Origin of the sequence: Planococcus maritimus (genome assembly GCF_001687625.2) — a bacterium.
GTDB lineage: Bacteria > Bacillota > Bacilli > Bacillales_A > Planococcaceae > Planococcus > Planococcus maritimus.
Map to the genome: position 1 here is coordinate 2329104 of NZ_CP016538.2, position 14228 is coordinate 2343331.

12 protein-coding genes are annotated in these 14228 nt (G+C 45.5%); 2 read left to right on the forward strand and 10 right to left on the reverse strand.

Annotation, left to right across the window (positions count from 1 at the left end; all coding sequences use genetic code 11):
* Window positions 1-10: 10 nt before the first annotated feature.
* From murJ to BBI11_RS11700, 3 genes are all read right to left on the reverse strand, one after another.
* Entirely contained in the window at window positions 11-1525 is a 1515-nt protein-coding gene (murJ, locus tag BBI11_RS11690) for a murein biosynthesis integral membrane protein MurJ (RefSeq protein ID WP_068463522.1), read from the reverse strand.
* A gap of 807 nt (window positions 1526-2332) precedes the next feature.
* Window positions 2333-3349 carry a GNAT family N-acetyltransferase gene (locus BBI11_RS11695; protein ID WP_167358160.1) on the reverse strand — a complete coding sequence of 339 codons (1017 nt, stop codon included), beginning with the start codon at window positions 3347-3349 and terminating at the stop codon, window positions 2333-2335.
* A 96-nt stretch (window positions 3350-3445) separates the two neighbouring features.
* Window positions 3446-4453, reverse strand: a complete 1008-nt coding sequence (locus tag BBI11_RS11700) for a GNAT family N-acetyltransferase (RefSeq protein ID WP_068463527.1) — start codon at window positions 4451-4453, stop codon at window positions 3446-3448.
* A 271-nt stretch (window positions 4454-4724) separates the two neighbouring features.
* Here BBI11_RS11700 and BBI11_RS11705 point away from each other — a divergent pair, with 271 nt between their 5' ends.
* Window positions 4725-5207, forward strand: coding sequence for an antibiotic biosynthesis monooxygenase family protein (locus tag BBI11_RS11705; protein WP_068463529.1), 483 nt, complete (start codon window positions 4725-4727; stop codon window positions 5205-5207).
* A 130-nt stretch (window positions 5208-5337) separates the two neighbouring features.
* Here the strand turns inward: BBI11_RS11705 and BBI11_RS11710 are convergent, their stop codons facing one another.
* Window positions 5338-6591 (reverse strand): ATP-binding protein, encoded by a 1254-nt coding sequence (locus BBI11_RS11710; protein WP_068463531.1) that lies wholly within the window; start codon window positions 6589-6591, stop codon window positions 5338-5340.
* 243 nt (window positions 6592-6834) lie between these two features.
* On the opposite strand from BBI11_RS11710, the gene BBI11_RS11715 reads away from it, so the two are divergent.
* Complete coding sequence (locus BBI11_RS11715) at window positions 6835-7824, forward strand: peptidoglycan bridge formation glycyltransferase FemA/FemB family protein (RefSeq protein WP_068463533.1); 990 nt, start codon at window positions 6835-6837, stop codon at window positions 7822-7824.
* A 92-nt stretch (window positions 7825-7916) separates the two neighbouring features.
* Here BBI11_RS11715 and BBI11_RS11720 read toward each other — a convergent pair whose 3' ends face one another.
* From BBI11_RS11720 to BBI11_RS11745, 6 genes are all read right to left on the reverse strand, one after another.
* Window positions 7917-9185, reverse strand: a complete 1269-nt coding sequence (locus tag BBI11_RS11720; RefSeq protein WP_068463536.1) for an ATP-binding protein — start codon at window positions 9183-9185, stop codon at window positions 7917-7919.
* A 146-nt stretch (window positions 9186-9331) separates the two neighbouring features.
* The gene (locus BBI11_RS11725; RefSeq protein ID WP_068463538.1) at window positions 9332-10855 is read right to left on the reverse strand and encodes a right-handed parallel beta-helix repeat-containing protein; all 1524 of its coding nucleotides are present in this window, start codon (window positions 10853-10855) and stop codon (window positions 9332-9334) included.
* A gap of 215 nt (window positions 10856-11070) precedes the next feature.
* Window positions 11071-11844, reverse strand: coding sequence for an SDR family NAD(P)-dependent oxidoreductase (locus BBI11_RS11730; protein WP_068463540.1), 774 nt, complete (start codon window positions 11842-11844; stop codon window positions 11071-11073).
* 26 nt (window positions 11845-11870) lie between these two features.
* Entirely contained in the window at window positions 11871-12362 is a 492-nt protein-coding gene (locus BBI11_RS11735) for a GNAT family N-acetyltransferase (RefSeq protein ID WP_335645554.1), read from the reverse strand.
* Between the two features lie 137 nt (window positions 12363-12499).
* Window positions 12500-12757 carry a hypothetical protein gene (locus BBI11_RS11740; protein ID WP_068463542.1) on the reverse strand — a complete coding sequence of 86 codons (258 nt, stop codon included), beginning with the start codon at window positions 12755-12757 and terminating at the stop codon, window positions 12500-12502.
* Between the two features lie 2 nt (window positions 12758-12759).
* Window positions 12760-13551 carry a hypothetical protein gene (locus BBI11_RS11745; protein WP_068463544.1) on the reverse strand — a complete coding sequence of 264 codons (792 nt, stop codon included), beginning with the start codon at window positions 13549-13551 and terminating at the stop codon, window positions 12760-12762.
* Between the last annotated feature and the right edge of the window lie 677 nt (window positions 13552-14228).

Genomic DNA, 14228 nt, shown 5'->3' on the forward strand with positions numbered 1-14228 from the left:
CCCCCTTCTTTCAACGTCTGGCTAAGGCCAACACACGAGCTTTGTAATAAGCAATGTCACTTAATTGCAGCACCCACAACATTGCTGCATATACGACAACACCTATACATACGCCGATGAACAATGCTGCAATATCCCCGACTGCAAGCAGCGAAACCGAATATGCCGTTCGTGCTGCGACACCCATGATGATCGCTGCGAGAATACCTTTACTTAAATCAATCATTAATCTGCGACTGTCAAGCGAGCCTACTTTGCGAACCAGTGATGCGTACAAAAGAACCGTACTGACGATTGCAGCGATACTAGTCGCAAGGGCCAAGCCGTTCAAGCCGATAATGCGAGACAACACCAAATTCAATCCAACATTTAAAAACATGGCGCCAAACGCGTTGATCATCGGCGTTCGTGAATCCTCTAAGGAATAAAACACTTTCGACAGCACTTCACGCAAGCCAAACCCGAGCAACCCGAGTGCGTAAAAAAATATTAAACCGGTGGTCATTTCAATTTCGTATTCATCAAATTCCCCTCTCCCAAACATTAGTTCAGTAATTTGTCTCGAAAAAATCATCATGCCTACTGCTGCAGGGATAACGATAATTGATATTGCTGCAATAACTTTTCCTACAACGTCTTTAAGCTCTTTTATTTCTTTTCTCGCTGCTAATTTGGAGATTTTAGGAAACATCACTTTAACTATGGCAAGTACAAATATCGCTTGAACAAAGAAGACCAGTCTGTGGGCATAAGTTAAGGCTGAAATTCCGCCTTCCGTAATTTGTGAAGCGATAGTTCTATCTACCAATACATTTATTTGATCAGCGGATACTCCAATGATCACTGGAATGGCAAGAACAATCATTCTCTTCAAGTCTTGATCTTTAAAATCCAATACAAATCGATGGCGATAACCACTTTTTTTAATAGCTGGAATCATACTTAAAAACTGAACGATAACTGCTAATACAGTTCCTATTGCTAAGATGTAAAGTCCCAACCATGAACTAATGGCAATAGTGGCAATCAAAATGATATTTAAGGGTAAACCACTTAATTCTGTTATAAGAAAACGATTTTTCACTTCCAGATAGCTAGTGAAAATAAATATCAATGCAGTGAAATATAATGTCACTGAAATAATGCGAGTGAATATTACAGCAATTCGTAAAGTTTCACCTTCAAAACCAAACGCGAACAATTTAACGATTGGTGTAGTAAAGCAAATAATCATTAAGACTAATATTGTCGTTAACAACATGACTGTATTAGTAACATTTACAGTGAACTTCTCTGCTGGTTCTCTTCCACGCTCCTTAAAAATTTTTGTATAAACAGGAATATAACTGGCTGCGATACCCATACCAATAAATGCGAAGATAACAGTAGAGATATTAGTAGAAATCAGATAGGCGTCTGTAAGACCATTAGCCCCATAAAAGTAGGCAAGAAATATATCTCGTGAAAATCCCATGATTTTAGTGATAATTACAATGAGCATAATGGAAATAACTGTTTTTTCCATAGTTTCAACCTCTTTTGCGTTCATTCTGGAAGCAAGATTTCACTCCCGAAGCGGTGATCGAGCGAACCATTTAACTTGGCCGTCTATTTTCAGCAGCTTCCCTCCTTAGAGTGTGGCGCGGATGGAGTCCTGTTGTTATTCATCCTATGTCGCAGAGGTTAAGAGATGGTTAAACTCATTAAACGTTTCATAAATTTTTGTTTAATTCAGAAATTTAAAAGGTAATAAGATGGTGTTTTACAAGCTGTACATTCCTTTGCCTGCAAGATGAAACCAAATGATGGGTTAACAGCGGTTCGGGATATTACAAATAACAACCAACGTGTCCATCCCATAGCCATAATCAATCCTCTCCACTTAGCTGATCGAAAACATCCTATACTTCACCGGTAGAGCCTCCAGTAAAATTTATCAACCATCCGGCTGCACTAAGAAAATGAATTGCCCCAAGCGGGAAGCGGCTATCTAACGCTGAAGCATCCAGCAAGCAACCCATCTCGCTCACTCGCCAACTTTCAAGACCAGCTACCCAACCACAAGCAGCGGATGAAAAAGAGAGATGAAGACATTCCATCGCATAAAATTCCATCGAAATCTAAAAGCTGAACCGCGCACACGGGCGAGCCGACGACATCAGACAAGTGCTCTTCTTGTCTGATGTCAAAAGGCCTGCCCCAAGCGGGAAGCGGTTATCTAACGCTGAAGCATTCAACAAGCAGTCCATCTCGCTCACTCGTCCATCTCTCTAAAAAACCATAAAAAGCGTCCGCCAAAACCTCGGCGGACGCTCAGTGATTTGATAAAGTTTTATACGCTGCTCAATAGCTTGCCAATATTGGCACGGTACGCCGGAAAAAAGGGCTCATCCACACGAGCGCTGGACCTTTTGCACAACTCTTCGTAAACTTCAGCATTCCAAATTTTACGGCCGGTATAAAAATGGTAGCCAGTGTGTTGGCCAAACTTCTTCTTGAACTTATACAACGGATCTTCCTTATCATTCGTCCGGCCACCTCCAGCATGGATCAGCTTAACGCCATTCTCTTTGCCCCAGCGCACAGCGCCGTATTGCAAAACGTAGATAGGCGACAACTGATGGAAGTCGTGGATTGTGCCAGAAAGGTGCGTGTGCAGGACGCCATCATAAAGAAAATGCAATTCCGCCGCAATTACTTCCCCTTCATAGAGGGCTTCGGCCAAAATGATGTTATCGGCAAACTTCAACAGGCAGCTGTCAAAATACACATCATCAAAGAAGTAATAGGAATCCGCATGCACCCGGCTCATCGTTTCGCGATAAATCTCCTTGAAACGGCTAAGGTCTCTCGGTGCAACGGTGATGCGGCAGGTGACACCTGCATTCAGCGAGCGGCGTAATGTTTTTCTGGCGGACTTTGAAAACTCGGAAGCAACCGGATCATCGAAACCATCGATTGTCGTCCCGACAGTTTCGCGTTGGTATGTGATATCGTAGCAATTGGAAAAATCGCGGGCATTGTCGAAAATTGGATGAAATCTAACAAATTCACTGACAATCCGTTGCTCTTCGCAATATTTACGAAACGCGTTCTCGAAAGCATGGACTAGATCAGAATGGCAGCCCGTAGCACAACGCAAAATTCTGGGACCTCCGTAACCGTAAGGAGTGATGGCGTCATACCATGTGTCCCCTTGGATTGGCATCGGAATTTCACGTTTGATGAACAGGTGCTTAATTTCGCCGTAAGCGCTTTGAAAAACGAATTCCTCACACACACCTCGCTCCATCCTCTCATAGAGCTTGCCGTATGCTTCTTCGAAAAACAAATCCTTCAATACGTCCACTTCCTTTCATATACGCCGCTTCACACGGCTGGCCTTCACATGCTAAACCTCATTTCTGTTGTGGTTTGTTCATGCTCCCCCTTTGGATTCTCTCTACTACACTTCACTGGCTTCTTTTGCCGGATGTTTCCGGTAGGCTGGGAAAAAGTCATCTGTCACAGCGGCATTTACGGCTTCACAAAGCTTTGTGTAAATTTCTTCGTTCCATACTTTTTGCCCGCTATAAAATACAAAACTCGTTTGGCGCGCAAATTGCTGTTTGAAACGAAGCAAATTATCCGTAGCGCTATTCGTCCGTCCGCCGCCTCCATGAATCAGTTTGATGCCGTGTTCTTTCGCCCACATCACCGCTGCATACTGCATGATGTAAACCGGCGAAAGATGATGGAATTCTTCATACGTTCCAGACAAATGGGTATGAATCAAATCGTTGTAGACAAATTGCAACTCCATGCCAATTACTTCACCTTCATACAATGCTTCAACCAACAATAAACACTGTTTGAATGATTCGAGCAATTGCACGAAATAGTTTTCGTTGAAATAATAAAACGGATCTGCCTGATTGCGGTCCATCGTCGCAAAGTAAACCTGTTGGAATGCTTTCAAGTTATCCGGCCCAAGCGTTACCCGGTATTCAACGCCCTTGCGCAATGCCTTCCGGATATTCTTCCTTGCTGATGCACTGAACTCGGCTTCGACCGGATCGTCATAAACCGCAATCGACGTGCCAACCGTATCGCGCAAATAGCGGACCTCGTAGCTACACTCAAAATCCTTGGCATTGCCGAGCACTGGATGGAATCGAATAAATTCAGCCACCACTCGTTCGTCTCTACAGTAAACCGCGAAGGCTGATGCAAAGGCCGCTGCCAGCTCTTCCTTGTGTTCCGGCGCACAGCCCGTCATTAAAGGGCCGCCATAGCCATATGGCGTGACAATATCAAAGTAGCGTTCGGATCCAAGCAGAATCGGAATTTCTCGTTTGATGAACACATGCCGAACGTGTCCAAGCGGATGAGCGAATTCAAATACTTGGAGCACGCCTTTCTCAATTTCTTCATACAACTTCCCGTATCGTTCATCGAAATAAAGATCCCCCATCTTGTTTTCCTTCTTTCTCGTTGTAGGTTGAGAATCATCCCCACCATGCCTGGTCGAGTTCTTGCCATTGCATGCACTCCTTTCCAAATGAAAGCCTTTAGTAGCTCCTATCCTAAAAGACCCAGGTTAAAGACAGGTTAAACAAGGCGCATTTTTTACGTACTTATATATAGATATAATTGCTTGAAAAGGAGACACGATTCTTTGCGAAAATGAAAACATTTACTTACTATAAGAAATGAAGAACTATAGAAAAAAGAGGTGCATACCGATGAAGCTCTATAAATGGCTCGGCAATGAAGACGAAGCTCCTGCATTGAAAAATAAGGGCTGGTTCGTTTTAACAAATGGCGGCGAGGCAGTGGCCATCCATGATCAAGAAGCTTTGGCTGACGACCAGACCGAAGCTTATGAAATTCTTGACCAAAAAGGCCGTCTTGAAGATGGCGGATTTGCTGTATTCAACAATATTCCCGTAACGGATGAAGGCCGCGACCTGTTTGAATCGCGCTTTCAAAACCGGGCAGGGCTTGTTGAAAAAGAACCGGGTTTTGCGGCGATTCGCATCTTGCGCCCGATTCATTCTGATACGTACGTCATTCTGACAATATGGGAAGACGAATCTGCGTTCACCAATTGGCAAGCGTCTCAGGCCTATTCGCACGCTCATAAAAAACGCGGCACATCAGAAGGCATCGACAAGCGGCCCAACATCTTTCCGCGCCCATCATTTGTTACGACTTATTCGAAATAGCAAAGAGGCTTCCAAATGGGAAGCCTCTTTTTGCGTGGGAACCAATGATATATCGACAAATTAGTTTTCAGTTTTTTAAGGATGCTTTTTTTCGCAGTCCATAATAAAAAGCCGCAGCTGCTGCTGTGGCTTATGTTACTTTTTCTTCTGCAAGATAACGGGCAAGCACCATGTCCTCGCCGTTCTCAGAAATGACTTCAAGCAGCTGGTTGATTTCACGGATAGTTCCGTTCAGCTCCTCTACCGTCTGGCACACAATATTGAAACGGCCAAGCATCTGAGCGTACGAGCCCGTCACTGAGATCTCATCACCCACTTCTCGTGTAGGTACCCAGGAAATGATGGATGGCAGCTCCAGAATTTCTTTCAAGCCTTTGATCTCATGGATAATTCCCGGACCCAAAAGTACCGATAGATTGCAGGACGGATAGCGCATAAATCCATCGTCAAAATTACTCAGGTCGTATCGGGAAATGTCTTCTCCGATGGCAAAATCAATCATCATCTCCAATAAGTTGACGTCTGTCTGGCGTTTGACGACTTGGTAATGTTGCTCCCCGCTCAGGCGGTAGCCCATCTCGTAAATATAGAAATTCCCACCCTCGTATAGAGACTGGATCAGCACAAGGCCATTTTGGAGACCCATGCCTTTCAACATTTTTCGGATATTGCCATCGTGCTTTAAAACGAACTCAGCAAGATGGCTTGAAGGATAAATCGTTGCGACCGGCAGCGGCGGGCTTTGGTGGCCTTGATTGTGTACAAATCGGTCTGTAACAGCGGATAAAATAACGTCGCCGTTTTGCAAGGTGTAATACATCTCCACGCCGTGGTTCGTATCGATAAAACGTTCAACGAGTACTCGGCCTTGTCGTGAAAAGCGCCGAGCTTTTTCCACCGCCTCAACTAGTTCTGCTTCACCTTGGCAGACCGTGATACCTTTGCTGGCATAGCTATCGACCGGTTTAACGATTACCGGATAGTCCACCGGCACACCATCGTTTTTTTCGTATTGCTCGATGACCGGCACATCAAAGTGCTGGCAAAATTCCTTGAATCGATCTTTGCTCGCACTGATTTCGAGGTGCTCTTTTGTGGCATAAAACGGCAGCCCAAGCCGTTCTGTTAACAATTGCGCATTCCATGTATTAATGTCATCGAAAGCTGTCAACACGCCATCGATTTGTTCCTGCCGCGCCATCTCTTCTAAAGCATCGATATCTGCCGTGCTAATGTCGAAAGCTTGATCCGCATGCCGTTTTGCTGGCGAAGTTTCGTTATTATCCGTGACGATGGTGTACAAACCCATGCTTTTAGCCGTTTCGACCACATCGATCATGTGCGTAATGCCTCCAAGGATCAGCAGCTTTTTTTGTTTTTCCACAGAAAACACCCCCTTCAAATTAATGAGCATTATGTGCTATCTTTTCTTCCTCATCTCCGGATACTGGTCAATTCTCTTCTTCATTTGTAGACCAAATTTACCAATCAGCAGGTTGTTTTGTCAATCTTAAAATCTGAAAAAAACGAAATTTCTTCCTATTTAATATACTTTACCTCTTTTTAACCCCAAAACCTTATCGTGAAAGCAGCAAGAATACCACTTAATTGAAGGAGGAAGAGAACCATGTCAGTACCTACTAAACTAGCGGTTCCGGACATCTTCTTTACACCTGAATGGAATGAGGCTTACGCCGCACACGAAGGAGGGGAATTTCAACAGTTTGAATGGAAAAGTGATATCGGCCATATTATTTACCCTTTTATTAAACGTCCGGTTCCCCTTTTAGATGGCTGGTTTGATACAATCACTGCATTCGGGCAAAGCGGGCCGGTTATCATTGAAGCCACAGAAGGGCAGCGCCGGGCATTGGTTGAAGAATTCGATGCAGCGTTCCAAGAATATTGCGACCAGCAGCACATTGTTTCTGAATACATTCGATTCAGCTCCTGGGTTAAAAATGCCGAAGACTTCTTCCCCCTTTATGGCTTGGATATGCGTGGCATTGTCATGTATATTGACTTAACCGTTGAAGATCCTTTCCGCTACGAGTTTTCATCGGCCGCGCGCCAGCAAGTGCGCCGCGCCTTGAAAAATGGCGTGACGGTCGAATACGATTTCACCGGAGAAACACTCGATGATTTTTACCGGCTGTATGGACTTACCGCCGACCGTAACGAGTTTCCAGATCATTATTTATTCGAACACGGGATGTTGAAAAATTCTTTCCAAGGTCTCAAAGGCAAGCAATTTTTGCTCAATGCGAAATTTGAAGGCAAGATTGTTTCTTCTGCGTTAATTGTCCATCACGGCGATTATATGCATTATCACCTGGTCGCCAATGACCCCGAATATTTCCGCTGTGCCGGTAATTCACTGATTATGGCAGAAGCATGCAATTACGGGAAAGCACATGGTTTTTCCCAGCTTCATCTGGGCGGTGCCACAAACGATGCTCTCTACCGGTTCAAACGGCGATTCACCAAAACAGAGCCGCTTGAGATTTTGACCGGCAAGCGGATTCGCAATACAGAGGTGTATGGCAAACTGACAGAACTGAAACGCCTCCAATTTGGCATTAAAAATCCCGGCCACTTCCCTTTATACAGAGCTTAAAAAAGCGCTGGACCCTCAAAAGGTCCAGCGCTTTGCTATTTTTCAGCATACAAAAACAGCGTGGCACGAGTCCCGCTGCTTCGTAGTTAATATTAAGAAGCATTCATTTTCGCTTGTTGAAAGCGAGCCATAATCATATCGCTGCCATCCTCTGAACGAATATCAAGCGTAGAATAGATGTTTTCAATCGTTTCTAGCAGATGTTGTTGGGACGAGGCAAGCACGTTAAATCGGCCAAACATTTGAGAGTAGGAGCCTGTGCGCTCGATCACTTGGCCTAGAGAACGATTGATGACGCAGGAAATCACTTCCGGCATTGCTTTTACTGCATCTAATCCGTGAATTTCCGTAATCGTTCCAGGCATAAGTAAGATCGGCAAATTGGCAGCAGGATATAGCATTGGAGCATGGTCAAAATATTCGATGGGATGCTTGGCGGTATCTTCGCCAATAGAGAAATCAAGCATCATTTCCAATAAATGGACGCCCGTCTGCTTGTGGATAATATGATAATGCTGTTCGCCACTAAACCGAAAGCCCATCTCGTATACATATATCTTGCCATCTTCATAAAGTGTCTGGATGAACACCAAGCCGTTTTTGATGCCCATGCTGCGGATCATGGCGCGCACCTTTGAATCGACTTCCTCTATATATTGCTGTTGATGCTGTGAGGGAAACAACATCGCCACAGGCAAAGGTGGGTATTCTTTAGATTGCTGATGGGTGAAGCGGTCCGTGACGGCAGTCAGGACGAGATGGCCGTCCCTGGCAGTGTAGAATGCCTGGACGCCGATGTCTGAATCAACAAAACGCTCGAGCATGACCTTGCCCGATTTGGATTCCCCGACTGCCTTCTGGACCCCCTTTGCGAGTTCCTCCTCACCGTAACACACCGTGATTCCTTTGCTTGCGTAACTATCGACGGGTTTGACGATAACCGGAAACTCTACAATTGGAAGTGCTATATCTCTAGCTGGATCGCATTTATATTCTTCAACGACCGGCACGCCAAATGTCCGGCAATAGTCCTTGAAACGGTCTTTATGCGAAGTGACATCAAGTTGTGCCGGCGTAGCGTAAAACGGCAATTGAAGCGTTTTGCACAATGCTACGGCATGCCAAGTGTTCACATCGTCAAATGCGGTAAAGACGCCGTCAATTTGCTCTTTTCTGCCAATTTCAGCAAGCTTCTGGATATCTGCAGTGCTAACATCATACGATTGATCCGCTATTTTCTTTGCTGGGGACCCGGCCATATTGTCGGTGACGATTGTATAATAGCCAATGCGTTTGGCTGTTTCTACTACATTCACCATATGAAACGTACCACCAAGAATTAAAATTTTCTTTTTCCCCATCCATACCCCTCCGCTTCGCATGAATCATGCACCTATAGTATAAAAATTAATTCAAAATATCTAATTTTATTGATGATGATAATACAAAAATACCAATTAAAAACCATCGAGTCAATAATAATCTGAAAATTCAGGTATAAAATCCCTTATTCTAACGGCAATGTATGTGAAACCATCCAGCTCTTGTCATTTCGATTATAAAAGGCTGTAATTTTGTAGCCGATTCCTGCAGGCGCAAGTACTCCTTCACCGCCGGGTTTGTTGTTGACTTTGGCGTTGTCACAAATGAGCCGGACTTCCTGGCCGCCGCTATGCTCGACAAAGATTTCGACTTCTTCATTAAATTTATGCGTCGGCGCTGGCGGCAGTTTAACAATCTCTGTCTGCGACGTGCCATTTTTCCGATTGACCGTAATGCGCGGGGCGTCTTCCATATCTATGGGCGAACGTCCCGATTCTACAACGTATTGATGCAAGCGACCGTTATACAGGATGCTCGTTGTATTGTATTGATAATCTTGATTATATAAAGACGTGATCGAAGCCAGCCCGTCTCCCATGCCGTCTCGTGGTTTCGCGAGAAGCGGTTCGATGATGCTAAGCCCCGATGCATAATCGAGCAGGACATTTGCATAGCCATTATTCTCAAAATAGCTATGGTTGATGCTGCCGGAGTAGGCAGGGGTCGTATTGATTGCGCCGCTGCCGATATGGATGCCTGCAATGCCGTTAGAGTCAAAATTCCCCCCTTGAATATGGTGGCCGTAAAGTCCGCGTACCATAAGGCCAGTCGCTGCGTTGCCGACAAAATGGCAATCGTAAATCCCGTAGACATTATTATCACTGCCCCTGTCGGTCTGCAATCCGCAGCCGAGATGGATTTTATAAGAGCTTCCCGGAGCAATCGGTTTTTTCAAAGGTGGCGACACAGTGATGCTGCGCGAGCCGACTTGATCAATATGGTAAACAGACCCTTCCCCCGTGCCCACTTTGAAATAAGCGCCGACATGGACGTCACGCGCTGCCGGATCTAGTTGCAGGAATGAAATTTCCGTTCCTTGTCCTGAAGCACCGCTGCCTTCAATGACCGAGCCATTTTGCGAAAACTGGCACAAGCGGTCAAACACGCATAAATTATTATTGCCCTCCTCTAAAATCTGTAAGCCGTGAACAGACCCCCACATGAACGCAGCACCCGAGAATAATTTATCGCGAATTTCACTTGCGACCATGCAAACTTTCACGAGCTGCGTATAGCCGTTTTTCGGGTCACTCCCCATAAATTGGATTCCTTTTACAGAACCGCTTCCGCCACGCATGCGCACCAAATAATCCATTGGTTCAGACGGGGCGATTTGAGTTGTTTCTGCACTATGCCCAATCCATGAAACAACCGATCCCACACCCCATTCCGGCACTTCAATCGGTCCACTGATGCGATATAAGCCAGGCGGGAAGAACAAATTCCCGCCTTTTGGCGTGCCATAAGCTGCATTAATTGCTTGCTGCAACGCTTTCCGGTCATCAGCTTTGCCATCTCCGATTGCGCCATAAGATTTCACATTGAATAATTGATCTGCTGTCTTTTTCGGACTCCACATTTCGCGGACAATATCTTCTTTATTGCGTGGAGGCAATTCTTTATCCCTCGCTTTTTTCCAAAATGCCATGATTGGCCGCCCCTTTGCTGATGGAATGTCGTAAGCAAATCTTACCTGCTGAATGTTAAAAATCGGTTAAATCTGGGCAAAGAAAAACAGCTCCCAAAACCAGATGCCTTCGGCGAGAGCTGTCCATGAAGCTATTTATTTCTCGAGCATCGGCGCATGCCCTTTCATTAATTCCATCGATTCGATGAGCGCAGCGGCCTGCAGCACTTTTTCTCTTACCGTGCCCCCATGCCGCCATCTATTCTATACTGGCTGCCTGTAATGAAGCTTGAGTCATCACTGGCTAAAAACTCTACAAGCTTAGCGACCTCTTCTGCTTGCCCGTAACGCCCTAGTGGAATTCGCGAAGAGATGGTTTGCCTTACCCGCGCAGGATCATTCTTATTTATCGATTGCTCAATGGTTTCCATCATGCTCGATGCGAGGGGAGCCGGGTGGATCGAATTCACCCTGACGGAATCTTTTGCCACTTCCAAGGCAGCTGTTTTGGTCAAACCGACGACCGCATGCTTCGCAGCCGAATAAAGGGAATTGCCGCTGCTGCCCATAAGGCCTGACACCGATGAAGTATTGATGACGCTGCCGGATTGCTGGGCAATCATCACCGGCAAAACATATTTTAGCCCCAGAAAAACCCCGCGCACATTCAAATTCATCATTGCGTCGAAATCTGCTGTCGTTTGCTCCGTGAGAAGGGCGGTCTTCCCGATAATTCCTGCATTGTTCACGAAAACATCGATCTTCCCCCACCGCTCCACCACTTGCTTCACATAATGCTGGACAGCTTGTTCTTTGCTGACATCAGCCACCAAACCCATTATATTTTCGCTGTCGCCGAAACTGCTCACCAATTTATCCAATGCTTGTTGATTGAAATCGACAAGCGCGACTTTAGCGCCTTCACTTGCCAATTGCTCTGCTATGGCAGTGCCCAAGACACCAGCCGCTCCAGTGATTACCGCCACTTTCCCCTCCAGCTTTCGGTTCATGGATGCCCTCCTCCCTTAGTTTCGCTTTAAAAACTGTTCAGTGTTTCAGCAGATTTACGGTTCCAATAATCCTGTTGCTCGCACAGTTCTTCATATTCTTTCTTTAATATGCCGACGATGATTCGGTCGTAATAGCGATTATTGCGATAGGCATGCTCGCGAAGCCTGCCCTCTTCTTTCCATCCGCATTTTTGGATAAAGAGATTATAGGACGGGATATTATGCTCCACGATATCCCCGTCCAACCGGTGCAATTGAAGCTCTTCAAACGCATATTTCATAGTAGTCATGACAGTATCACGGCCGTAGCCATGCCCCTGCATATTCTTTTTGCCGATAATGATGCCATGATAAGCCGAACGGTTTTTCAAATCGATGTCCGTGATCGTTGAAATGCCGATAAAACCGTCTTCTTGTGTATCGATCGCAAAGCGCAAATTGCGCGTATCCTGCGCTTGCCGATGAAACCATTCATTTTGCTGCTCTGATGAGATCGGATGTGACCACCCCCCAACAATTGGCCGATAGACGGATCGTTATGAAAACTTCTCAAACTCTCCATATCGGATTTTTCTAACGCACGCAAAATGACTTTTTTGCCATGGATATTCATTGAAACCCCTCCTTTTTTATATGAAGCATTTGTATTCGCTTGTTAAGGCTTGCGATAGATAGGGAAGAACCCTTCGCCCTCATTCGCCTTGCCTTTTAGCTGCGCAAGTTTCTCATATACATCAGGTTGGTAAATATTGGTCCCTAAATAATAATCATAGTGGTTCTGATTAGTAAACGACGATTTATACTTGAATAAAGAATCGCCCTCTTGATAGCCCCCTCCCAAATGGAGCGTTTTGCAGCCTTTGCCTTTTGCAAAAGCGACCATGAAATCGAACAACAAATTATTCGGCCTCATACTCAAATACCTTTTGTCAGAGGCCCCAAGTGATAATGCGCAAAACGCTTGGCCGTGAGCACGATCGCCGCCGCAATGACTTGCTCTTCGTGGAAAACAAATAGCAAATGTGACTTTGAAATGGCTGTATCCGCCAATTGCTGTTTAAGCTGCGCTTCACTGAAATAGTAATAATAAGCAGCCGATTTTCGCTGCATCGTTTCATTGTAAAGTTTGAGAAATATACCTATATTCTTGTCGCTTTTTTCAACTGCCCGGCAATAAAGCTGATGCGAACGCGCCTTTTTGATATTACGCTTGGCCATATGGCTATAATGCTGTTGAATTGCCGAAAGTTCTCCTGCCAGGTTGACGGCCGTCGTTTTCCGGATGTATTGCAATGTACAATAGCCTTGCAAATAATGGGCATTCTCCAGCAGTGGATGCATGCGCACAATCTCTGAAACGATATTGGAGTTTTGGCAATACGCTTGGAACAATTCGCGGAATTCCTCGAGAACTCCGGGATCTCCTGAAATCAGAGGCCCTCCATAACCATAAGCCGATGTTATGTCATAGAGCGGCGGCCCAGCGATATCCGCATCGATTTTCCTGATGATGAAGGGATAAATCACGCTTCCCAGGCTGTTTTGAAAATGAACCAATTTAGCTTGCCCTTGTTCTTTTTTGGCATTCCATTCATTGTACTCATAGGTATAGTAGACATCCTGTAGGGCGAAATCATTTACTGCCCGGTTCCACTGCTCTTTCGTATCGATAATGGCCATGCTCGGCACCCGAATGTCCAGCGTCATCTCTTCACCCCCCATTGATTATTGATCGGCATCGTTGTTCTATATCTAAATGCATTATCAATCTTCAAGGTTAAAGACTAGTTAAATTTTCGATGCTAGTTAAATTTTTTTATTGGAAAATGTTGAAAAATAAATAGCGGTAACTAGTCAAAGCAAACTCAAACAGAACGCTGAAACGATTCCATACGCCCCCACGCACAAACTTATCCCGGGAAGCGATTCCCCCGCTAGCCGGCAACTGACTACTGACGCAGGCCCATCGCAACAAACTTCATGCAACGAAATCTCCCAGCCGCCCGGCGTAAAAGGGTGAGCCGATGCTGTAAGACAAGTGCTCTTCTTGGCTTACGGCAAGAGGCCAACCCCAAGCACGGCGGCAACTAGCCAGGTGATACTCAAAGAGAACGCTGAAACGACTCCGCACGCAAACTCTCACAAACTTGTCTCGGGAAGCGATTCCCCCGCTAGCCGGCAACTGACTACTGACGCAGGCCCATCGCAACAAACTTCATGCAACGAAATCTCCCAGCCGCCCGGCGTAAAAGGGTGAGCCGATGCAATAAGACAGGTGCTCTCCCTGACTTATTGCGGGAGGCCAACCCAAAGCACGGCGGCGACTAGCCAGGTGATACTCAAAGAGAACGCTGAAACGACTCCGCACGCAAACTCTCACAAAC

Coding starts and splice junctions, on each gene's coding strand:
- murJ (WP_068463522.1), bottom strand. CDS start 1,525: ATGGAAAAAACAGTTATTTCCATTATGCTCATTGTAATTATCACTAAA.
- BBI11_RS11700 (WP_068463527.1), bottom strand. CDS start 4,453: ATGGGGGATCTTTATTTCGATGAACGATACGGGAAGTTGTATGAAGAA.
- BBI11_RS11705 (WP_068463529.1), top strand. CDS start 4,725: ATGAAGCTCTATAAATGGCTCGGCAATGAAGACGAAGCTCCTGCATTG.
- BBI11_RS11715 (WP_068463533.1), top strand. CDS start 6,835: ATGTCAGTACCTACTAAACTAGCGGTTCCGGACATCTTCTTTACACCT.
- BBI11_RS11720 (WP_068463536.1), bottom strand. CDS start 9,185: ATGGGGAAAAAGAAAATTTTAATTCTTGGTGGTACGTTTCATATGGTG.
- BBI11_RS11725 (WP_068463538.1), bottom strand. CDS start 10,855: ATGGCATTTTGGAAAAAAGCGAGGGATAAAGAATTGCCTCCACGCAAT.
- BBI11_RS11730 (WP_068463540.1), bottom strand. CDS start 11,844: ATGAACCGAAAGCTGGAGGGGAAAGTGGCGGTAATCACTGGAGCGGCT.
- BBI11_RS11740 (WP_068463542.1), bottom strand. CDS start 12,757: ATGAGGCCGAATAATTTGTTGTTCGATTTCATGGTCGCTTTTGCAAAA.
- BBI11_RS11745 (WP_068463544.1), bottom strand. CDS start 13,551: ATGACGCTGGACATTCGGGTGCCGAGCATGGCCATTATCGATACGAAA.